The organism is Streptomyces sp. NPDC057438, assembly GCF_042802995.1.
Classification (GTDB): domain Bacteria; phylum Actinomycetota; class Actinomycetes; order Streptomycetales; family Streptomycetaceae; genus Streptomyces.
Window position 1 is genome coordinate 18,462 of record NZ_JBHVDD010000060.1, and the last position, 19,143, is coordinate 37,604.

A 19,143-nucleotide genomic window follows, 5' to 3' on the forward strand; every position below is an offset into this window, starting at 1 on the left:
CGCCGACGGGCCGCGCGTTCGTCGCGGCCCGTCGTGTGTTCCCCGCCCTCGGGGGTCCGCGACCGGGGGCGGTCCGCGGTGGCATGCTGCCCGCATGCCTCACCCGCGCGTCACCGGCCGCCGGCCGCCCACCCGCCGTTCCCTCCTGCGCGCCCTCGGCACGGGGGCGGTGCTCGGCGCGCTCGCCGGATGCGGGGTGCCCGCCGCGTACGTGCCGCCCGAACGCCGCGCCGGAGATGATGCCTCGGCCCGTGACAAGCGGCTGAGCTGGGCGAACTGGCCGCTCTACATCGACACCGACGACGAGGACGCCTCGCGGCGGCCGACGCTGGAGGCGTTCGAACAGCGCACCGGGATCGTCGTCGACTACGCCGAGGAGATCAACGACAACGACGAGTTCTTCGGCAAGATCGGTCCGGCACTGATGAACCGTCAGCGGACCGGCCGGGACCTCGTCGTCGTCAGCGACTGGATGTGCGCCCGGTTCGTACGGCTGGGGTGGGTCCAGGAGATGGACCGGGCTGGGCAGCCGAACGTCACCGCGTACCTGGATCCGCAGTTGCGCTCGCCTGCCTTCGACCCCGGCCGCCGGTTCACCGTGCCCTGGCAGTCGGGGATCACCGGCATCGCGTACAACCGTCGGAGGGTGGGGCGCGAGATACGCCGTGTCGCCGACCTGTGGGCGGACGACCTCAAGGGGCGGGTGACCCTGCTCTCCGGTCTGGACGAGGCGTTCGCGCTGCTGATGCAGGGCAACGGGGTCGATGTCACCCGGTGGACGGCGGACGACTTCCACACCGTCTGCGACCAGGTCGAGGACCGGGTCCGGGCCGGCCGCATCCGCCGGTTCACCGGCAACGACTACATCAAGGACCTCTCCAGCGGCGACGTCCTCGCCTGCCAGGCGTACTCCGGGGACGTCGTCCAGCTCCAGGCCGACGACCCGGACATCCGCTTCGTCGTACCCGAGGAGGGCGCCGAACTCTGGTCCGAGTCGCTGATGATCCCCAACCTCGCCCGCCACAAGACCAACGCCGAACGCCTCGTCGACTTCTACTACGACCCCGAGGTCGCCGCCGAACTCGCCGCCTGGGTCAACTACGTCTGTCCCGTCCCCGAGGCCCGCGACGTCCTCGCCTCGGCGAAGGACGAGGAGACCGCCGCCCTCGCCGAGGACCCCCTGATCTTCCCCGACGACGCCCTGCGCACCCGGCTCGCCGTCGCGCGGGACATCACCTCCGCGGAACGCCGGGAGTTCGCGCGACGGTGGAACGGAATCGTCGGCTTTTAGTGTCGTTCCGACGGATACGCGGCGATTCCGGGGAGCGCTCGGCCGACTCACCGATTTCTGGGTGCATTCCGGTCACCGTGAGGCGAACTGCCGCGGGTAATTCATGGCGATGCTGTGGAGATAGTGCGACCGTCCGCCGTGCGGTGGCGTTTTATCAGCCTTTCGGCGCCGATGCGGACTCGACGGATCGACCGCCGAAGGGTTGCGGCGTATTCCGTCGTGCCGTAATTACGTGAACCATGAACCTGTTCACCCGTGCTGCGTCCCTGCGCCGCCCGGCATCCCCCACGGCCTCGCAACTCCCCCACGAGTCGCGGGCATTCCCTTCCACCGGCCCGTCCGACCCCGGCATGGCCATGCTGACCGGCGAATGGATGATCGACGCGGCGCACAGCCGTATCGGCTTCTCCGTCCGGCACGCCCTGGTGACGACCGTGCGCGGGGCGTTCACCGAATACCAGAGCCGTCTCTATTTCGACGGTCGAGATCCGGCGCGTTCCCGGGCCGAGATCGTTCTGTCCACCTCGTCCGTCGACACCGGCGTGCAACAACGCGACGCCCATCTCATGGGCCGCGACTTCCTGGACGCAGCGGCCTATCCGCGCATGCGTTTCGTGAGTACCGCGGTCCGCCCGGTGGGCAACGACGTCTACCGCATGGCCGGAGAACTCACGATCAAGAACGTCACCCGTCCCGTGGATCTCGAACTCACCTACATAGGGCACGTGCTGGACCCGTTCGGATACGAGCGGGTCGGTTTCGACGGGACGACCACCATCAACCGTTCCGCATGGGGTCTGACGTACGACCAGCGGCTCGCGGAGGGCGGAGCCATGGTGAGCGAGAAGGTGCGCCTGCAGTTCGACCTCGCCGTGATCCGCTCGATCCCCGGCGGCTGACGCCCGGTCGCGTTCCCGCGGGGCCCGGCAGTGACTGCCGGGCCCCCACTTTTGAACGCGTTCAAGGAGGGGCGTACGCTCCCCGTATGAGCGACAGAGCCGCCCTGTTGAGGGGCATCCGTGCGTGGCTGGTCTTCTTCGTCGTCTGTCTGGTGCTGAGCGGTGCCACCGCCTTCCCGCTGGTCCATGAGCTGCGGTGGACCGAGGAGTTGCTGCGGTCGCTGTCCGCCGGGGACCGTCTGCCCGCGCTCATGGAATGGATCGAGCGCGTACGGGCGGGGCTCGACGAGGCCGACGCCGAGTATCCGTTCCTCCTGTACGGCACCGACTGGCTGGCCTTCGCGCACCTGGTGATCGCGGTGGCCTTCTACGGCCCCTACCGCGACCCGGTCCGCAACGTCTGGGTCGTCGAGCTGGGCATGATCGCCTGCGCGGGGATCGTCCCGCTGGCCCTGATCTGCGGGCCCATCCGCGGCATCCCCTTCTGGTGGACCGTGATCGACATGTCGTTCGGCGTCTTCGGGGTGATCCCGCTGTACGTCGTCCGGCGGCGGATCAAGCGGCTGGAGGCGCTCACCGGCGGGTGGGCCGGCGGGGCCGCAGGCACGGGAGACGGCGGAGGGAAAACTGTTATCCCGGCCGCCTCCGCCCCGTCCCCGTAGGGACCCCTGTCTCCCCCGCACAGGAGCGAGCCCGTGAGCAGTGTGATCTCCGTCTCGGAGGTTCCCCGTGTCGTCGTGACGGCTGAGAAGGTACGGACCGCGGCCGCGTGAACGGGGCGAGGCCGACGGGACCGGAAGGAACGTACGTGGACGGGCGGCAGTGGCGTTCCACCATCGCAGCGGCGCAGGCGGGGGACCGGCGTGCCCTCGACGAGCTGGTCGCGGGCTGGCTGCCGCTCGTCTACAACATCGTCGGCCGGGCCCTGAACGGTCACACGGACGTCGACGACGTCGTGCAGGAGACCATGCTGCGCGCGGTCGACAACCTCGGCAGCCTGCGCGATCCGGACAGCTTCCGCTCCTGGCTGGTCGCGATCGCGATGCGGCAGATACGGGACCACGCACGCCGGCGCACCACCGACCGGCTCGACGACCCCGACGCCCACGCCGCCGCCGACTTCGCCGGACTGACCGTGCTGCGGCTGCAGTTGGAGGGCCAGCGCAAGGAGGTCGCGGAGGCGGTCCGCTGGCTGGACGACGAGGACCGCCAACTGCTGTCGCTGTGGTGGCTGGAGGTCGCCGGCGACCTCACCCGGCGCGAACTCGCCGCCGCCGTCGGCATCAGCAGACAGCACGCCGCCGTACGTGTGCAGCGGATGAAGGCCCGCCTGGAGACCGCGCGCGGCATCGTCCGCGCCCTCGACTCCTCCTGCTCCGACCTGCGCCGGGTCACCGCCCGCTGGAGCGGGCGGCCCGACTCGGTGTGGCGCAAGCGCATCGCCCGGCACATCCGCGGCTGCGCCCGGTGCGACGGCGGCCCCGGCGAGAGCGTCGTCCCCGCCGAACGCCTCCTCGTCGGCCTCGCCCTGGTGCCCGTCCCCGTGGGCTTCACCCTGTCGCTGGCGTTCGGCGGCAAGACCGCCGCGGCCGCCACCGCCGCCACCGCCTCGGTGGGCTGGTCCGCCAAGGTGCTCGGCGTCCTCACCAAGCCCGCCCTCGCGGTGACGGCGGGCGCGACGATCGTCGCCGGGGGCGCGTACGTCGTCACACAGCCACCGGGCGACCGGATCCCGCCGGCCGCGCCGACCGCCCTGAGCACGGCCCGCGCGCCGGTGGTCGCCGCACCGAAGACCCCCGCGCCCACCGCGTCACGGTCGCCCTCCCCGACCCCGTCCCCCTCCGTCTCCCCGTCCACGTCCCCAAAACCCGGCCTGTACGGCACCGTCGTCGACGCGGTGGACCGGGCGCCGGACCCGGACACCCCGCCCGCCGCCCTGCCCCGCAGACCCGAATCCGGCCTCACCGGCAGCGGCGGCCCGCGGACCGTGATGAACCACCGCGGCGACCGCGTCACCTTCACGGGCGAGGGCTACCTCCTGGTCCGCTGGCAGATCTCGCCCCAGTACCGGCCGGGCGGCCTCGTCATGCCGTCCTGGACCGGCCTGAAGGGCAAGCTTTTCCACGTCGCCTCGGGCGGCGGCCGACGGATGGACGACCCGACCTCCGCCGACGGCGAGACCTCCGGCATGGGCGGACCCGCCACCGGCTACACCGTCCTCCCCGACGGCACCCAGCAGATGTGGCAGAACGAGTACTTCCACCTCGACGGCACCGTCACCCTCACCCAGAACGAACGCGGCGCCGACTACGGCATCACCGTCGCCCCCTCCACCTGGGCCGCCGTCACCGAGGACATCACCCACGGCCCCGACAGCGGAGCCCTCCGCTACGGCCTCGTCCGCGACACCGGCGAGGACTCGGCCCCCGTACCGCAGTACGTGACCAGGGAGGAGCCGCAGGACGCGGCGAAGGTGCCGCAGCGGTCGCGGGTGTAGGGGACCGAGGCCACCGACGCCGGCTCAGTGCCGGGGCGGCCTCAGCGCGCACAGCGCGTCGACCCTGTTGGTGGTGATCGAGTCGACGCCCAGGTCCATCAGGCGGCGCATGGAACGCCGAGTGTCCGGGGTCCAGACCGACAGCAGATAGCCGTCCCGGTGGACGCGGTCCACCAGGGGACCCGTGACGAGGCCGAAGCGGTAGTTGAGCCAGCGGGGGCGGATCGCGGCGAGCAGCGCGGGGCGGGGTGGGGCGAGGGTCTTCCAGGTGAGGGCCAGCTCGGCGGCGGGGGCGGCGGCGCGGAGGGCCAGCAGGGTGGGCGGGTCGGCGCTGTAGTAGACCCGGTCCTCGGCGTCGTACTCCCGTACGACGTCGAGGACCCGCCGCACCGACCGCCGGTTCACCGCGCCCGGCAGGTCCACCAGCACCCGGCTGTCCCCGGTGGCGAGCAGCGCGTCGGCCAGCGTCGGTACCCCGCCGGCCGTCAGCCCGCTCAGCTCCGCGGCGGAGAGCGCGGACAGCGGCCGGTCCACCTCCCACAGCCGGTTCAGTGTGGCGTCGTGGAGCAGGACGGGCACACCGTCGCGGGTCGTGCGGACGTCGAACTCGACGGCGTCCGCGCCCAGTTCGAGCCCGGCTCGCAGGGAGTCGAGCGTGTTCTCGCGGTGGCGGTAGGGGGCGCCGCGATGGGCGACGGCGGTGACGGTGCGCATGGGGGTGATGGTGGTCCCGATCGGGTCAGGGGGTCAGCCAGGCCGAGGTGTAGGTGTCGATCTCGGCGGACAGCCGGGCCTTGCCGGGCGCGTCCAGGAAGGACGCCTCCACGGCGTCCCTCGCGAGCGCGGCCAGCCCCCGCTCGTCGAGGTCCAGCAGGCGCGCGGCGACCGCGTACTCGGTGTTGAGGTCGGTGCCGAACATCGGCGGGTCGTCGGAGTTGATGGTGACGCGCACCCCGGCCCGGACGAATTCCCTGACGGGGTGTTCGTCGAGGGTGCGGACCGCGCGCGTGGCGATGTTCGAGGTCGGGCAGACCTCCAGGGCGATGCCGCGCTCGGCGAGGTGGGCGAGCAGCTTCGGATCGCCCGCCGCGCTGGTGCCGTGCCCGATGCGCTCCGCGCGGAGCTCGGTCAGCGCGTCCCAGATGGTCTCGGGGCCGGTCGTCTCACCGGCGTGCGGCACGGAGTGCAGCCCGGCCGCGATCGCCCGGTCGAAGTACGGCTTGAACTGAGGTCGCGGTACGCCGATCTCGGGCCCGCCGAGTCCGAACGACACCAGCCCCTCGGGGCGCACCCGGTCCTCGGTCGCGAGCCGTGCCGTCTCCTCGGCGGCTTCGAGCCCGGCCTCGCCGGGGATGTCGAAGCACCACCGCAGTACGGTCCCGAACTCCGCCTCCGCCGCCTTGCGCGCGTCCTCGATCGCCGCCATGAAGGCCAGCTCGTCGATCCCGCGCCGGGTGGAGGAGAACGGTGTGATGGTCAGCTCGGCGTACCGGACCTGCTGCCGGGCGAGGTCCCGCGCCACCTCGAACGTCAGCAGCCGGACGTCCTCCGGGGTGCGGATGAGGTCGACGACGGACAGGTACACCTGGACGAAGTGCGCGAAGTCCGTGAACGTGAAGTAGTCCGCGAGCGCCTCGAGGTCCGTCGGCACCTTGGAGTCGGGGTGGCGGGCGGCCAGTTCCGAGACGATACGGGGGGAGGCGGAGCCGACGTGGTGCACGTGCAGTTCGGCCTTGGGCAGACCGGCGATGAACGCGGGCAGGTCGCGGCCGCCGGAAGCAGCGGGAACGGCGGGGGTCACGGGCACGCCCTGGGCGGTGCGGTGGTCGGTCAAGGTTCCTCCCCGGAACGGCGTCCGCCCCGGACCGTGGTCTGCGCCGGGGGACGCGGGTGATCGGCTGATCGATGACTCGGGATCATCGTAGGCGGCGATTCCCCGCGCTGACCCCGGGCTTTAGCATGACCGAACGTACAGCCGATCGCGTACCAGGGAGAAGGCGGCGCGGATCGGCACGAACGTGACACCAGGGGGAACCGCTCATGCCGTCCGACGAGGCACCGATCCCGACGACACCGGCCGACGCCCGGCCGGACCCGTGGGCACCTCCACCGGACCCTGCTCCGGCCCCGCCGCAGGACCGGATCCCGAACCCGACACAGGACCGGACACCGGCACCGCCGCCGGCCGAGGACGCGCGGCCGGCGGCCAAGGTCGCCCTGGACAAGCCGGCCGCGCCGGCGCCGGGGCCCCTGCCCTCTCCCGCCCCGGTGCACGACGGGACGACGGTCGCGTCCGTGCCCGGTGCGGAACCGTGCGGCCCGGCGCCGGCCGGTGCCGGCGGGCCGACGCCCTGGGCCGGTCCCGGCCCGTTCGCGCCACCGGGCGGCCCGTGGCCCGGCGTGCCCGCCGCCCCGTCCCCCGACCCGTTCGCCCCGCCCGCACCCCAGGTGTCCTACCCGACGCCCGCGGCGGGCGTGCCCCACGCCCCCGTGCCGCCCCCGCCGCTCAGCCCGGACGGGCCCGGGCAGGTCCCGTACGGCTTTGCGCAGTACCCGGCGGCCTACCCGGGCGGTCACACCCACCCCGGATTCGGCCACCCCGCTCCCGGCGCCGGATATCCCTGGTTCGCGACGGCGCCGCCGCCGAGCAACGGGATGGGGATCGCGGCGATGGTGCTCGGTATCTGTGCCGCCGCGCTGTTCTGTCTGTGGCCGCTGGCGATCCTGCTCGGGGTCATGGCCGTGATCTTCGGATCCATCGGCCGGGTCAAGGCCCGCCGGGGCGAGGCGACGAACCCCGGGCACGCCCTGGCCGGGATCATCTGCGGAGCGGTCGGCATCGTGCTCGGCATCGGCTTCATCGTCCTTCTCGTCGTGGTCCCGGGCAGCGGCGACTCCGACTCCGACTCCGACCCCGCCCCGATCGACGACGGTTACTCCACCTCGCTCTCGCTGTCGCGGCCGGCCGGATCCCACGGCATCCCCTCCGCGGCCGGCCGGGCTTCGCACCGCGCCCCCTAGGCACGACCGTCACGCGCCCCCACCCCTCGCCCACCGGGCGCGGGGTGGGAGGGCCGCTCGGGGCGTCTGGGCGTCGACCCCGCTCAGGCGTCTGGGGCGTCGACCCCGCTCAGCAACCGCTCGCGGGCCGCCATCAGTGCGAAGCCCAGCAGATTGGGGCCCCGCCACCGCGCGGGGTCCATGGCGCGCTCGTCGTCCGCCGCGAGGCCGATGCCCCAGACGCGGTCGAGGGGACTCGCCTCGACGAGGACGCGCCGGCCCGTGCCGATCAGGAACGCGCGCAGGTCGGAGTGGGCGGCGAACTTGTGGAAGCTGCCCTCGGCGACGATCGCGAAGCGCTCCCGCTCCCACAGCGCCTCGTCGAAGCCGCGGACGAGCCGGCCGATCTTCTTGGCCTGAGCGGGGCCCGCCGCGGCCACGGCCCTGCGCTCCGCCTCGGCGTCCCCGAACAGCCGGGCCTTCGACGCCATCATCCAGTGCTCGGCCGTCGCGTACTCCACGCCGTCCACCGTGAAAGGCGACGGCCACCACTGACTCAGACAGCTCGCGCCGATCCGCCCGTCGGCCTGTGGCCGGTGCCCCCAGAAGTGCAGGTACCTGACCTTCGCCCCCGCGCGGACCGCCTCCGTCAGCGTGCCCCAGGAATCGATCTTCTCCATGTCGGCGAGTCTGTCAGCCACCACGGACATTCCGTCCTTGATTTTCCGTGCCGACTCGACACCTGGTCGACAGATTCCGTCGCGTAACCAAAAGGCAACAACGGAATCACTTGTTGGTGCCGCATGGCTCTGTCAGGATCGGCACTCAAATCGAGCTGGAGCTACGCCACCCACCCCCGAGGACAGAGGGGGCACAGGCGGAGGAGAGCGACATGCAGAAACCGGGCACCGTGACCCCGGACCGGTTCCCCGCACAGGACCGCTTCGCGGTCGGCGCGCAGTACGTCGCCGGCCGCCCGACGAAGGGCACATCGGGCCGCACCCAGGCGGTCGTCGACCCCGCGACCGGCGACGAGGTCCTCACCTACGAGCCGGCAGGCACCCAGGACGTGGACGCGGCCGTGGCCGCCGCCCGTGCCGCCTTTCCGGGCTGGGCCGCCATGACACCCGGCGAGCGGTCGGACGCGCTGCACCGCTTCGCCGCGGTGGTGGCCGACCGGGCGGAGGAGTTCGCGCGGGCCGAGTCGCTGCAGTGCGGGAAGCCGCTCAAGCTGACGCGCGAGTTCGACGTGCCCGGCACCATCGACAACATCGCGTTCTTCGCGGGCGCCGCCCGGCACCTCCAGGGCCAGTCGGCCGGCGAGTACTCGGGCGACCACACCTCCTACGTACGCCGTGAGCCGATCGGGGTGGTGGGTTCCGTCGCGCCGTGGAACTACCCCCTCCAGATGGCGGCCTGGAAGATCCTCCCGGCGATCGCGGCGGGCAACACGATCGTCCTCAAGCCCGCCGAGACGACCCCGCTCACCTCACTGCTGTTCGCGCAGGCGGCCACGGACGCCGGCATCCCCGACGGCGTGATCAACATCGTCAGCGGGACCGGCCAGGAGGCCGGTGAGCACCTCGTCGGCCATCCCGACGTGGTCATGACCTCCTTCACCGGGTCCACGGCCGTCGGCAAGCGCGTGGCCGAGATCGCCACGGCCACCGTCAAGCGCCTCCATCTGGAGCTGGGTGGCAAGGCCCCGTTCGTGGTCTTCGACGACGCCGACCTGGAGGCCGCCGCCAACGGCGCGGTCGCCGGCGCCCTCATCAACACCGGCCAGGACTGCACGGCCGCCACGCGCGCGTACGTGCAGCGACCCCTGTACGAGGAGTTCGTCGCGCGGACGGCCGCCCTGATGGAGAGCGTCCGGCTCGGTGACCCCTTCGCCCCGGGCACCGATCTCGGGCCGCTGATCTCGCACGTCCAGCGTGACCGGGTCGCCGCCTTCGTCGAGCGGGCACGCGCGTACGCGCGCGTGGTCACCGGTGGTGAGGCGCCCGGGGGAGAGCTGGAGAGCGGCGCCTACTACCGGCCCACGCTCGTGGTGGACGCGGCCCAGGACAGCGAGATCGTCCAGTCGGAGATCTTCGGGCCGGTGCTCGTGGTCCTGCCCTTCGACAGCGACGACGAGGGCATCCGGCTCGCGAACGACACCCCGTACGGGCTCGCCGCCTCCGCCTGGAGCCGGGACGTGTACCGGGCGGGCCGTGCGACACGGGAGATCCGGGCCGGGTGCGTGTGGGTCAACGACCACATCCCGATCATCAGCGAGATGCCGCACGGCGGCTACAAGGCATCCGGCTTCGGCAAGGACATGTCCGCGTACTCGTTCGAGGAGTACACCCAGATCAAGCACGTCATGTTCGACAATACGGCGATCGCCAGGAAGGACTGGCACCGCACGATCTTCGGGGACCGCTAGCCGATCTCAGGCCGCCCGACCCGCGGCCGTCCACTTCCCGAAAGGGCATCAGCGCATGGAGCAGTACGAGCCCGACCGCCTGTCGCCGGCCCAAGTGGCCGCCATGCGGCGCAGCTTCCGCAGCGGCCGGGCCGCCATGACCCGGCGGTCCCTGCTGCGCGCCTCCGCGGGCGGCGCGCTCGCGGTCGGCGGCCTCGGGGCGCTGAGCGCCTGCGGTATCCCCGCGGCCGGCAGCACCCGGGGCGGCGTCTCCGCGGAGGACCACTCGGCGAAGGAGAAGACCGTCAACTTCTCCAACTGGACCGAGTACATCGATGTGGACGACAGCGAGAAGCACCACCCCACGCTCGACCAGTTCAAGAAGCAGACCGGCATCTCGGTCAAGTACACCGAGGACATCAACGACAACGTCGAGTTCTTCGGGAAGATCAAGCCGCAGCTCGCGGCGGGCCAGGACGCCGGGCGCGACATCATCGTGCTCACCGACTGGCTCGCCGCGCGGCTCATCCGCCTCGGATGGGTCCAGAAACTGGACGCCGCCAACCTGCCGCACGCCTACGCCAACCTGTCCGCGCAGTTCCGTGACCCCGACTGGGACCCGGGGCGGGCCTACTCCTACGTGTGGCAGGGCATCTCGACCGTCATCGCCTACAACAAGAAGGCCCTGGACGGTCAGGAGGTGAGGTCGATCTCCGACCTGCTCGACAACGACAGGCTCAAGGGCCGGGTCGGCTTCCTGTCGGAGATGCGCGACAGCGTCGGCATGACCCTGCTCGACATGGGCAAGGACCCGGCGAACTTCACGGCCGACGACTACGACGCGGCGATCGCGCGGCTCCAGAAGGCCGTCGACAGGGGGCAGATCCGCCGCTTCACCGGCAACGACTACACCTCCGACCTGACCAGCGGCGACTTCGCGGCCTGTGTCGCCTGGGCCGGTGACGTCGTCCAGCTGAAGGCGGACAGCCCGGACATCGACTTCATCATCCCCGAGAGCGGATACATGACGTCGACCGACAACATGCTGATCCCCAACAAGGCCCGTCACAAGACGAACGCCGAGCGCTTGATCGACTTCTATTACCAGCCCAAACCCGCTGCCGAGCTCGCCGCGTACATCAACTACGTGACTCCGGTCGACGGAGTGAAGGCCGAGCTGGAGAAGCTCGACCCGGATGCGGCGAACAACCCGTTGATCATCCCCGACAAGGCCATGGCCGCGAAGTCGCACGCCTTCCGCTCGCTGAGCTCGAAGGAAGAGACGGAATTTGAACAGAAGTTCGCGAAGCTGACTGGGGCGTGACCACCGTGACGAACAAGACCACCGACCACAGCGGAGACGTCCGCCTCTCCGGCATCAGCAAGACGTACGACAACGGCTTCACCGCCGTGCACCCGCTGGACCTCACCGTGCCCCAGGGCTCCTTCTTCGCCCTGCTCGGAGCCTCCGGCTGCGGCAAGACGACCACCCTGCGCATGATCGCCGGACTGGAGGAGCCCACCACGGGCACCGTGCACCTCGGCGACCAGGAGGTCACCCGGCTGCCGCCCTACAAGCGGCCGGTGAACACCGTCTTCCAGTCGTACGCCCTCTTCCCGCACCTCGACATCTTCGAGAACGTCGCCTTCGGCCTGCGCCGGCGTGGCATCAAGTCGGTGAAGAAGCAGGTCGAGGACATGCTGGAGCTCGTGCAGCTGGGGGAGCAGGCGCGCAAGAAGCCGCACCAGCTCTCCGGCGGCCAGCAGCAGCGCGTCGCCGTCGCCCGCGCGCTGATCAACACGCCCAAGGTGCTGCTCCTGGACGAGCCGCTCGGCGCCCTCGACCTCAAACTGCGCCGTCAGATGCAGCTGGAGCTCAAGCGCATCCAGACCGAGGTGGGCATCACCTTCGTGCACGTCACGCACGACCAGGAGGAGGCCATGACCATGGCCGACACGGTCGCCGTGATGAACGGCGGCAGGGTCGAGCAGCTCGGCTCGCCGGCGGACCTGTACGAGAACCCGCAGACCACCTTCGTCGCCAACTTCCTCGGCACCTCCAACCTCATCGAGGCCGAGGTCGACTCCCGCAGCGGCGGCGAGATCGTGCTCAAGGCGGGCGGCGGCAAGCTGGTGCTGCCCGAGGCGCGCTACTCCGGGCCGACCGCGACCGGCGGCAGGGTGCTGGTCGGCGTCCGCCCCGAGAAGATCACCCTCGCCCACGCCGACGAGGCCGGGGAGATCCCCGAGGGCCGCAACCGCATCACGGGGAGGATCGCGGACTCGAGCTTCATCGGCGTCTCCACGCAGTACGTCATCGACAGCCCCGTCTGCCCCGAGTTCGAGGTCTACGCTCAGAACATCGACCGGGACGCCCGGCTGGTGCCCGGTGCCGAGGTCGTCCTGCACTGGAACCCGGCGCACACCTTCGGTCTGGACGCCGCCCAGGACATCGACGCGGGCATCCAGGAAGAGGCGGCTCTCTGATGGCGACGCTCACCGAGGCGCCGCCGCCTCTGACCCCGACCGCGCCGGAGAAGAAGCCGCCCCGCAGGAGAGGCCGCTTCACGCCGTACTGGCTGCTGCTCCCCGGCATCCTCTGGCTGGTCGTCTTCTTCGCGCTGCCGATGATCTACCAGGCCTCCACGTCCGTGCAGACGGGCTCCCTGGAGGAGGGCTACAAGGTCACCTGGCACTTCGCCACCTACTGGGACGCGCTGTCCGAGTACTGGCCGCAGTTCCTGCGCTCGATCCTGTACGCCGGTGCCGCCACGATCCTGTGCCTGATCCTCGGCTACCCGCTCGCGTACCTCATCGCGTTCCGCGCGGGACGCTGGCGGAACCTGATCATGATCCTGGTGATCGCGCCCTTCTTCACCAGCTTCCTGATCCGCACCCTCGCCTGGAAGACGATCCTCGCGGACAGCGGCCCGGTCGTCGGTGCCCTCAACACCCTGCACGTCCTGGACGTCACCAACTGGCTCGGCTGGACGGCCGGCGACCGGGTGCTGGCCACGCCGCTCGCGGTGGTCTGCGGTCTGACCTACAACTTCCTGCCGTTCATGATCCTGCCGCTCTACACCTCCCTGGAGCGCATCGACGGACGGCTGCACGAGGCCGCGGGCGACCTGTACGCCAGGCCGGTCACCACCTTCCGCAAGGTGACCTTCCCGCTGTCGATGCCGGGCGTGGTCTCCGGCACGCTGCTGACGTTCATCCCGGCGGCCGGTGACTACGTCAACGCGGACCTGCTCGGATCCACGGACACGCGCATGGTCGGAAACGTGATCCAGTCGCAGTTCCTGCGCATCCTGGACTATCCGACGGCCGCGGCCCTCTCCTTCATCCTGATGGCCGCGATCCTCTTCATGGTCACGCTCTACATCCGCCGGTCCGGGACGGAGGATCTGGTTTAAATGGCCTTCGTCAACTGGCTCAAGCGCCATCTCGTGGTCATCGCGGGACTGCTCACGCTCGGATATCTGCTGCTGCCGAACGTCGTCGTCACGGTGTTCTCCTTCAACAAGCCGAAGGGCCGCTTCAACTACCAGTGGCAGCAGTTCTCCACGGACGCCTGGCAGGACCCCTGCGGGGTCGCCGACATGTGCGGCTCGCTCTCCCTCAGCCTGCAGATCGCGTTCTGGGCGACGATCGGCGCGACCGTCCTCGGCACGATGATCGCCTTCGCGCTGGTCCGCTACCGCTTCCGGGCCCGCGGTGCCGTCAACTCGCTGATCTTCCTGCCGATGGCGATGCCCGAGGTCGTCATGGCGGCCTCGCTGCTCACCCTGTTCCTCAACATGGGCGCCCAGCTGGGCTTCTGGACCGTCCTCATCGCACACATCATGTTCTGCCTGAGCTTCGTCGTCACGGCGGTCAAGGCGCGCGTGATGTCGATGGACCCGCGCCTGGAGCAGGCCGCCCAGGACCTCTACGCCGGGCCCTTCCAGACCTTCATCAGGGTCACCCTGCCGATCGCGGCCCCCGGAATCGCCGCGGGCGCGATGCTCGCCTTCGCGCTCTCCTTCGACGACTTCATCATCACCAATTTCAACGCGGGCTCGACCGTCACCTTCCCCATGTTCGTCTGGGGTTCGGCACAGCGCGGAACGCCCGTCCAGATCAATGTCATCGGTACGGCCATGTTCCTGGTCGCCGTCCTGCTGGTGCTGGTCTCCATGATCATCGGCAATCGCCGCAACAAGCAGAAGGCATGAGCCTTTCCGCGCACCTTCCGTAGGGAGTTGAAATCATGGCCCCAAGCGCCATGAGCCGTTGGACGAAGTCGCTCTCCGAAGCCCGGCCGGTCCCGTACTGGCTCGAAGACCCGGGCAAACCCCACCCCGAGCCCGCGCTCACCGGCGCCGAGACCTGCGACCTGCTGGTCGTCGGCGGTGGCTACAGCGGGCTGTGGACCGCGCTGAACGCCAAGGAGCGCGACCCCGGGCGGGACGTGGTCCTGCTGGAAGGCCGCGAGGTGGGCTGGGCCGCCTCCGGCCGCAACGGCGGCTTCTGCGCCGCCTCGCTCACCCACGGCCTGGCCAACGGCCTCGCCCGCTGGCCGGACGAGATCCACACGCTGGAGGAGCTGGGCGCCCGCAACCTCGACGAGATCGAGGCGGCGGTCGCCCGCCACGGCCTGGACTGCGACTTCGAACGCACCGGCGAGATCGACGTCGCCACCGAGACCTACCAGGCCCGGGAACTGCGCGACTGGTACGACGAGATCGCCGGTAAGGGCCTCGCCGACGGCGTCGAGTTCCTGGACACCGACGCCGTCCGCGACCAGGTCGCCTCACCGACCTTCCGGGCGGGCCTGTACGACCGCCGGGGCGTCGCCATGCTGCATCCGGCCAAGCTCGCCTGGAACCTCAAGCGGGCGTGCCTGAACCTGGGCGTCCGCGTCTACGAGCACACCCCCGCGCTGAACCTCAAGGCGTACGGCGCCGGCATGGCCGTCCGCACCCCCTACGGCCAGGTCCGTACCCGGCAGGTGGCACTCGGCACGAACATCTTTCCCAGCCTGGTCCGGCGCGTCCGCGCGTACACCGTCCCGGTCTACGACTACGCCCTGATGACGGAGCCGCTGACCGCCGAGCAGCTGGCGTCGATCGGCTGGAAGAACCGGCAGGGGCTCGGGGACTCGGCCAACCAGTTCCACTACTTCCGGCTCAGCGCCGACAACCGCATCCTCTGGGGCGGCTACGACGCGGTGTACCCCTACGGCGGCCGGGTGCGCGCCGAGTACGACGACCGGCCGGAGACGTACGCCAAACTCGCCGGACACTTCTTCACCTGCTTCCCGCAGCTGGAGGGCCTGCGCTTCACCCACGCCTGGGGCGGCGCGATCGACACCTGCTCCCGCTTCTCGGCGTTCTTCGGCACCGCCCACCAGGGCAGAGTCGCCTACGCCGCCGGGTACACGGGGCTGGGGGTGGGCGCCACCCGGTTCGGCGCCGACGTCATGCTCGACCTGCTCGCGGGCGAGCGCACGGAGCGCACCGAACTGGAGATGGTCCGCAGGAAGCCGCTGCCGTTCCCGCCGGAGCCGTTCGCCTGGACCGGCATCGCCCTCACCAAGTGGTCCCTGGCCCGCGCCGACTCCCACGCCGGGCGCCGCAACCTGTGGCTGAAGGCCATGGACCGGCTGGGACTGGGCTTCGACAGCTGAGGCACGGAGACCGGAATCCGGTGCTCGGCGGGGCGTGAAGGCGCGCGGGTGATCAACAGGCGTGCGCCCTGCTGGGCCTTGCTACTCCCTTCACCACCAAGAAGTGGCCGGAACCTGCGTAATGCCCGGCCGGAACCTCTGTCTGTGCTCCTGACGCGAAAACCGCGTCCGACGGAGCTCTAGAGAGAGGAAGGTCCCTGTCATGACTGGGGCCAAGACGGCGGCCGAGTGGCTGGCATCCGTATCACCGGATCCCGAGGCCTGCCGCTGGGAGTGGGAGCGCAACCCCCTGGGGGTCGCCCTGCTTCCGGCGGGCAGGGCCTGGGACGTACTGATCCTGCCGGGCCTGCTCGGCTATCCCACCCTCGATGTCCTGACCCGCATCATCGACCGGCCCGGACCCGTGCTCGCCGACTTCGGCGACGACCGCATGGGTTTCTTCGTCCCGCCGGGCACGGCGTCGCGGTGGCTCGGCACCGGGGTGCGCAGTGCGGGCGGCGGCACCTGGATCGTGGTGCCGTACCCGGGACGGCAGACCGGCGGGGTCCGCTGGCTGATCCCGCCGGACGGCAGCGGCACCCTCACCGATCCGGCACTGCTCGAACTGGCGATGCACGAGGCGGCGGCGAGCCTGGCCAGGGACGAGGACCGGCAGCCGGGGAGCTGAGTGCCACAGCCGACGGCGGCCGTCCCCCGGCCGACCGGACGTGGTGACGGCGGCCCTTCCCGGCGGCGTCGCTCTCGTCGGCCGCCCGTGCGGCCGACGCGGACGTCACCCGTGAGCCCCCCGGCCCACCCGGAACCACAGGGAGAACAGCAGCGGCACGCACACGCACCAGCTCGCCACCACGTCGAGCGGCCAGTGGTATCCCTGGCGCACCAGACCGAAGCCCACCCCGATGTTCAGCACGACCGCGAGCACCACGACCGCGCGGCGCGCGGGGGCGCCGCGCAGCAGGGGCAGCAGGAGCACGACGGCGGCGCCGTACGCGACGGAGGCGGTCGCGGTGTGGCCGGAGGGGTAGAAACCCGTGCCCGGACCCATGACCGGCGGACCCGGCCGGGAGATGAGCTCCTTCAGGGGGATCACCCAGAGCGGCACGGCGGCCAGGAGGAGCGCCGCCGCGGCGGACGGCCGCCACGCGTACCGCCGGCCGTCGGCCCGCGCGCGCCACGCGACGTACAGCAGCATGAGGGCGAGGACCGGGACGGCGACCGAGACGTTGCCGAGGTCGGCGAGGAACTGGGTGGGCGCGCCCCGGTGGACGAGCAGGCCGCTGAGGCGTTCGTCCGCGCGGGCCAGCGGGCCGTGCGCGAGGACCTGCCAGGTGATCACCGCGAAGAGGAGGGCCGGGACGCCGAGAAGGAGGAGGGCGGCGCGCCGGCCGAAGAGGTTGGTCGGCCGTCCTCGAACAGGGGGGGTGGTTCGAGGACGGCCGTCCGGATCGGCGTGCCGCACGCCCCGGGGGGTTTGGGGCGGGCGGCCGTCCGATCGGTGAGGAGATCCGGAGCCGGAAGCTCCGTGTGTGTGCGCGAGGGCACGACCAAGGCGAAGCTGGGGAGGCCCCGACCCGGTGTCACCCACAGTCCCCTGTGGGCGGGGTGTATCTCTCATCTGCATCAGAACCTACGGCAGGGAACGCGGCCGGGACAGCAGGAACCGCGACCCCTCATGCACCTTGCACACCTTCTTCACGCGCTCCGACGCCTGTCCACAGGGACCGGAATCGGCATCCGGCCCCGGGACCGGATTCCGGTTCCGGGGAGCGTGGGACGTCGGAGGCGGGTGGGACATTCCGTATGCGGGTGTCCCGCAAGAAGAAGCGGTGCCGGGCCCCCGGGAACGGGGCGCCCGGCACCGTACGGCGTGCGTCAGACGCCGGTGAACGCCTGCTCGATGATGTCGAGGCCCTCGTTCAGCAGGTCCTCGCCGATGACGAGCGGCGGCAGGAAGCGCAGGACGTTGCCGTAGGTGCCACAGGTCAGGACGAGCAGACCTTCCTGGTGGCAGGCCTTCGCCAGCGCGGCGGTCGCCTCCGGGTTCGGCTCCTTCGTCGTACGGTCCTTGACCAGCTCGATGGCGATCATCGCGCCGCGGCCGCGGATGTCACCGATGATGTCGAACTTCTCGGCCATGGCGGTGAGGCGGGCCTTCATCGTCGCCTCGATGCTCTTCGCCCGGGCGTTGAGGTCCAGCTCCCTCATCGTCTCGATCGAGCCGAGGGCGCCCGCGCAGGCGACGGGGTTGCCGCCGTAGGTGCCGCCCAGGCCACCCGCGTGCGCCGCGTCCATGATCTCCGCGCGGCCGGTGACGGCGGCCAGCGGCAGGCCGCCGGCGATGCCCTTGGCCGTGGTGATCAGGTCCGGGACGATGCCCTCGTCCTCGCAGGCGAACCACTGGCCGGTGCGGCAGAAGCCCGACTGGATCTCGTCGGCGACGAAGACGATGCCGTTGTCGGCGGCGAACTTCCGGATCGCGGGCAGGAAGCCCTTGGCCGGCTCGATGAAGCCGCCCTCGCCGAGCACCGGCTCGATGATGATCGCGGCCACGTTCTCCGCGCCGACCTGCTTGGCGATCTGGTCGATCGCCTGCGCGGCGGCCTCCGGGCCGGCGTTCTCCGGGCCGGTCGGCCAGCGGTAGCCGTACGCGACGGGCACGCGGTACACCTCGGGCGCGAACGGGCCGAAGCCGTGCTTGTACGGCATGTTCTTCGCGGTCAGCGCCATCGTGAGGTTGGTGCGGCCGTGGTAGCCGTGGTCGAACACGACCACGGCCTGCCGCCTGGTGTACGACCGGGCGATCTTCACCGCGTTCTCGACGGCCTCGGCGCCACTGTTGAACAGCGCGGACTTCTTGGCGTGGTCGCCCGGGGTCAGCTCGGCGAGGGCCTCGGCGACGGCGACGTAGCCCTCGTACGGGGTGACCATGAAACAGGTGTGCGTGAAGTCCTGGAGCTGGGCGGTGGCCCGGCGGACGACGGCCTCGGCGCTGGCGCCGACGCTGGTGACGGCGATGCCCGAACCGAAGTCGATCAGCCGGTTGCCGTCGACGTCCTCGATGATGCCGCCGCCCGCGCGCGCGGTGAACACGGGCAGCACGGACCCCACGCCCGCCGCGACGGCGGCGACACGACGAGCCTGCAGTTCCTGGGACTTCGGTCCGGGGATGGCGGTGACTACGCGGCGCTCCTGGGGAAGTGCGCTCATGTGGGGCTCCTGGGGCTCTTGCGGACGCTTGTCTTCTTTTACTCGCAGGCTAGGACCGGGAAGGAACACTGGGCATGCTCCATGTGGGCGTTGTTGACGGCCCCGCTTGTCCTTGATGGACATGGCGCGCCGCCGGGGGCCAATCGGCGGCCGAGGGGCACGGACGGACCG

At 71.0% G+C, this 19,143-nt stretch carries 17 protein-coding genes; 12 read left to right on the plus strand and 5 right to left on the minus strand.

Going from position 1 to position 19,143, the window contains the following annotated elements:
• Positions 1–94: 94 nt before the first annotated feature.
• From ACFU5F_RS27680 to ACFU5F_RS27695, 4 genes are all read left to right on the plus strand, one after another.
• Entirely contained in the window at positions 95–1,291 is a 1,197-nt protein-coding gene (locus tag ACFU5F_RS27680) for a PotD/PotF family extracellular solute-binding protein (RefSeq protein WP_383892645.1), read from the plus strand.
• Between the two features lie 239 nt (positions 1,292–1,530).
• Positions 1,531–2,190, plus strand: coding sequence for a YceI family protein (locus tag ACFU5F_RS27685; RefSeq protein WP_383892648.1), 660 nt, complete (start codon positions 1,531–1,533; stop codon positions 2,188–2,190).
• Between the two features lie 86 nt (positions 2,191–2,276).
• The gene (locus tag ACFU5F_RS27690) at positions 2,277–2,852 is read left to right on the plus strand and encodes a hypothetical protein (protein WP_383892651.1); all 576 of its coding nucleotides are present in this window, start codon (positions 2,277–2,279) and stop codon (positions 2,850–2,852) included.
• 146 nt (positions 2,853–2,998) lie between these two features.
• Positions 2,999–4,687: an RNA polymerase sigma factor gene (locus tag ACFU5F_RS27695; protein WP_383892654.1), complete on the plus strand. Its 1,689-nt coding sequence runs from the start codon at positions 2,999–3,001 to the stop codon at positions 4,685–4,687.
• A 24-nt stretch (positions 4,688–4,711) separates the two neighbouring features.
• Here the strand turns inward: ACFU5F_RS27695 and ACFU5F_RS27700 are convergent, their stop codons facing one another.
• Together ACFU5F_RS27700 and ACFU5F_RS27705 are read right to left on the minus strand one after the other, a co-directional pair.
• Positions 4,712–5,401: a glycerophosphodiester phosphodiesterase gene (locus ACFU5F_RS27700; protein WP_383892657.1), complete on the minus strand. Its 690-nt coding sequence runs from the start codon at positions 5,399–5,401 to the stop codon at positions 4,712–4,714.
• Between the two features lie 25 nt (positions 5,402–5,426).
• On the minus strand, positions 5,427–6,521 hold the full coding sequence (locus tag ACFU5F_RS27705) for an adenosine deaminase (protein ID WP_383892660.1): 1,095 nt from the start codon (positions 6,519–6,521) through the stop codon (positions 5,427–5,429).
• Positions 6,522–6,727: 206 nt separating this feature from the next.
• On the opposite strand from ACFU5F_RS27705, the gene ACFU5F_RS27710 reads away from it, so the two are divergent.
• Positions 6,728–7,708 carry a DUF4190 domain-containing protein gene (locus ACFU5F_RS27710; RefSeq protein ID WP_383892663.1) on the plus strand — a complete coding sequence of 327 codons (981 nt, stop codon included), beginning with the start codon at positions 6,728–6,730 and terminating at the stop codon, positions 7,706–7,708.
• Positions 7,709–7,791: 83 nt separating this feature from the next.
• On the opposite strand, the gene ACFU5F_RS27715 is transcribed toward ACFU5F_RS27710, so the two are convergent.
• Positions 7,792–8,397: an NADAR family protein gene (locus tag ACFU5F_RS27715; protein WP_383892666.1), complete on the minus strand. Its 606-nt coding sequence runs from the start codon at positions 8,395–8,397 to the stop codon at positions 7,792–7,794.
• A 182-nt stretch (positions 8,398–8,579) separates the two neighbouring features.
• Here ACFU5F_RS27715 and ACFU5F_RS27720 point away from each other — a divergent pair, with 182 nt between their 5' ends.
• The 7 genes from ACFU5F_RS27720 to ACFU5F_RS27750 all read left to right on the plus strand — a co-directional run bounded on the left by ACFU5F_RS27720 (position 8,580) and on the right by ACFU5F_RS27750 (position 16,432).
• A complete protein-coding gene (locus ACFU5F_RS27720) occupies positions 8,580–10,115 on the plus strand; it encodes a gamma-aminobutyraldehyde dehydrogenase (RefSeq protein ID WP_383892669.1) in 1,536 nt (511 codons plus the stop codon).
• A 55-nt stretch (positions 10,116–10,170) separates the two neighbouring features.
• Entirely contained in the window at positions 10,171–11,418 is a 1,248-nt protein-coding gene (locus ACFU5F_RS27725) for a PotD/PotF family extracellular solute-binding protein (RefSeq protein ID WP_383892672.1), read from the plus strand.
• Positions 11,415–12,581, plus strand: coding sequence for an ABC transporter ATP-binding protein (locus ACFU5F_RS27730; RefSeq protein WP_383892676.1), 1,167 nt, complete (start codon positions 11,415–11,417; stop codon positions 12,579–12,581). The genes ACFU5F_RS27725 and ACFU5F_RS27730 overlap by 4 nt, the downstream gene beginning before the upstream one ends.
• On the plus strand, positions 12,581–13,510 hold the full coding sequence (locus tag ACFU5F_RS27735) for an ABC transporter permease (RefSeq protein WP_383892679.1): 930 nt from the start codon (positions 12,581–12,583) through the stop codon (positions 13,508–13,510). Before ACFU5F_RS27730 ends, ACFU5F_RS27735 begins: the two co-directional genes overlap by 1 nt.
• Positions 13,511–14,311, plus strand: a complete 801-nt coding sequence (locus ACFU5F_RS27740) for an ABC transporter permease (RefSeq protein WP_383892682.1) — start codon at positions 13,511–13,513, stop codon at positions 14,309–14,311. It abuts the gene before it with no gap.
• A 35-nt stretch (positions 14,312–14,346) separates the two neighbouring features.
• On the plus strand, positions 14,347–15,765 hold the full coding sequence (locus ACFU5F_RS27745) for an NAD(P)/FAD-dependent oxidoreductase (RefSeq protein ID WP_383892685.1): 1,419 nt from the start codon (positions 14,347–14,349) through the stop codon (positions 15,763–15,765).
• A 202-nt stretch (positions 15,766–15,967) separates the two neighbouring features.
• Positions 15,968–16,432 carry a hypothetical protein gene (locus ACFU5F_RS27750; protein WP_059082561.1) on the plus strand — a complete coding sequence of 155 codons (465 nt, stop codon included), beginning with the start codon at positions 15,968–15,970 and terminating at the stop codon, positions 16,430–16,432.
• 105 nt (positions 16,433–16,537) lie between these two features.
• Here ACFU5F_RS27750 and ACFU5F_RS27755 read toward each other — a convergent pair whose 3' ends face one another.
• Both ACFU5F_RS27755 and gabT read right to left on the minus strand, forming a co-directional pair.
• On the minus strand, positions 16,538–17,224 hold the full coding sequence (locus ACFU5F_RS27755) for a phosphatase PAP2 family protein (RefSeq protein WP_383892689.1): 687 nt from the start codon (positions 17,222–17,224) through the stop codon (positions 16,538–16,540).
• Positions 17,225–17,637: 413 nt separating this feature from the next.
• Positions 17,638–18,972: a 4-aminobutyrate--2-oxoglutarate transaminase gene (gabT, locus tag ACFU5F_RS27760; RefSeq protein ID WP_383892692.1), complete on the minus strand. Its 1,335-nt coding sequence runs from the start codon at positions 18,970–18,972 to the stop codon at positions 17,638–17,640.
• Between the last annotated feature and the right edge of the window lie 171 nt (positions 18,973–19,143).

What these genes read in the sequence shown, in the direction of transcription:
- ACFU5F_RS27680 (WP_383892645.1), top strand. Translation starts at nt 95, where the DNA reads ATGCCTCACCCGCGCGTCACCGGCCGCCGGCCGCCCACCCGCCGTTCC.
- ACFU5F_RS27685 (WP_383892648.1), top strand. Translation starts at nt 1,531, where the DNA reads ATGAACCTGTTCACCCGTGCTGCGTCCCTGCGCCGCCCGGCATCCCCC.
- ACFU5F_RS27690 (WP_383892651.1), top strand. Translation starts at nt 2,277, where the DNA reads ATGAGCGACAGAGCCGCCCTGTTGAGGGGCATCCGTGCGTGGCTGGTC.
- ACFU5F_RS27700 (WP_383892657.1), bottom strand. Translation starts at nt 5,401, where the DNA reads ATGCGCACCGTCACCGCCGTCGCCCATCGCGGCGCCCCCTACCGCCAC.
- ACFU5F_RS27710 (WP_383892663.1), top strand. Translation starts at nt 6,728, where the DNA reads ATGCCGTCCGACGAGGCACCGATCCCGACGACACCGGCCGACGCCCGG.
- ACFU5F_RS27715 (WP_383892666.1), bottom strand. Translation starts at nt 8,397, where the DNA reads ATGTCCGTGGTGGCTGACAGACTCGCCGACATGGAGAAGATCGATTCC.
- ACFU5F_RS27720 (WP_383892669.1), top strand. Translation starts at nt 8,580, where the DNA reads ATGCAGAAACCGGGCACCGTGACCCCGGACCGGTTCCCCGCACAGGAC.
- ACFU5F_RS27725 (WP_383892672.1), top strand. Translation starts at nt 10,171, where the DNA reads ATGGAGCAGTACGAGCCCGACCGCCTGTCGCCGGCCCAAGTGGCCGCC.
- ACFU5F_RS27735 (WP_383892679.1), top strand. Translation starts at nt 12,581, where the DNA reads ATGGCGACGCTCACCGAGGCGCCGCCGCCTCTGACCCCGACCGCGCCG.
- ACFU5F_RS27740 (WP_383892682.1), top strand. Translation starts at nt 13,511, where the DNA reads ATGGCCTTCGTCAACTGGCTCAAGCGCCATCTCGTGGTCATCGCGGGA.
- ACFU5F_RS27745 (WP_383892685.1), top strand. Translation starts at nt 14,347, where the DNA reads ATGGCCCCAAGCGCCATGAGCCGTTGGACGAAGTCGCTCTCCGAAGCC.
- ACFU5F_RS27750 (WP_059082561.1), top strand. Translation starts at nt 15,968, where the DNA reads ATGACTGGGGCCAAGACGGCGGCCGAGTGGCTGGCATCCGTATCACCG.
- gabT (WP_383892692.1), bottom strand. Translation starts at nt 18,972, where the DNA reads ATGAGCGCACTTCCCCAGGAGCGCCGCGTAGTCACCGCCATCCCCGGA.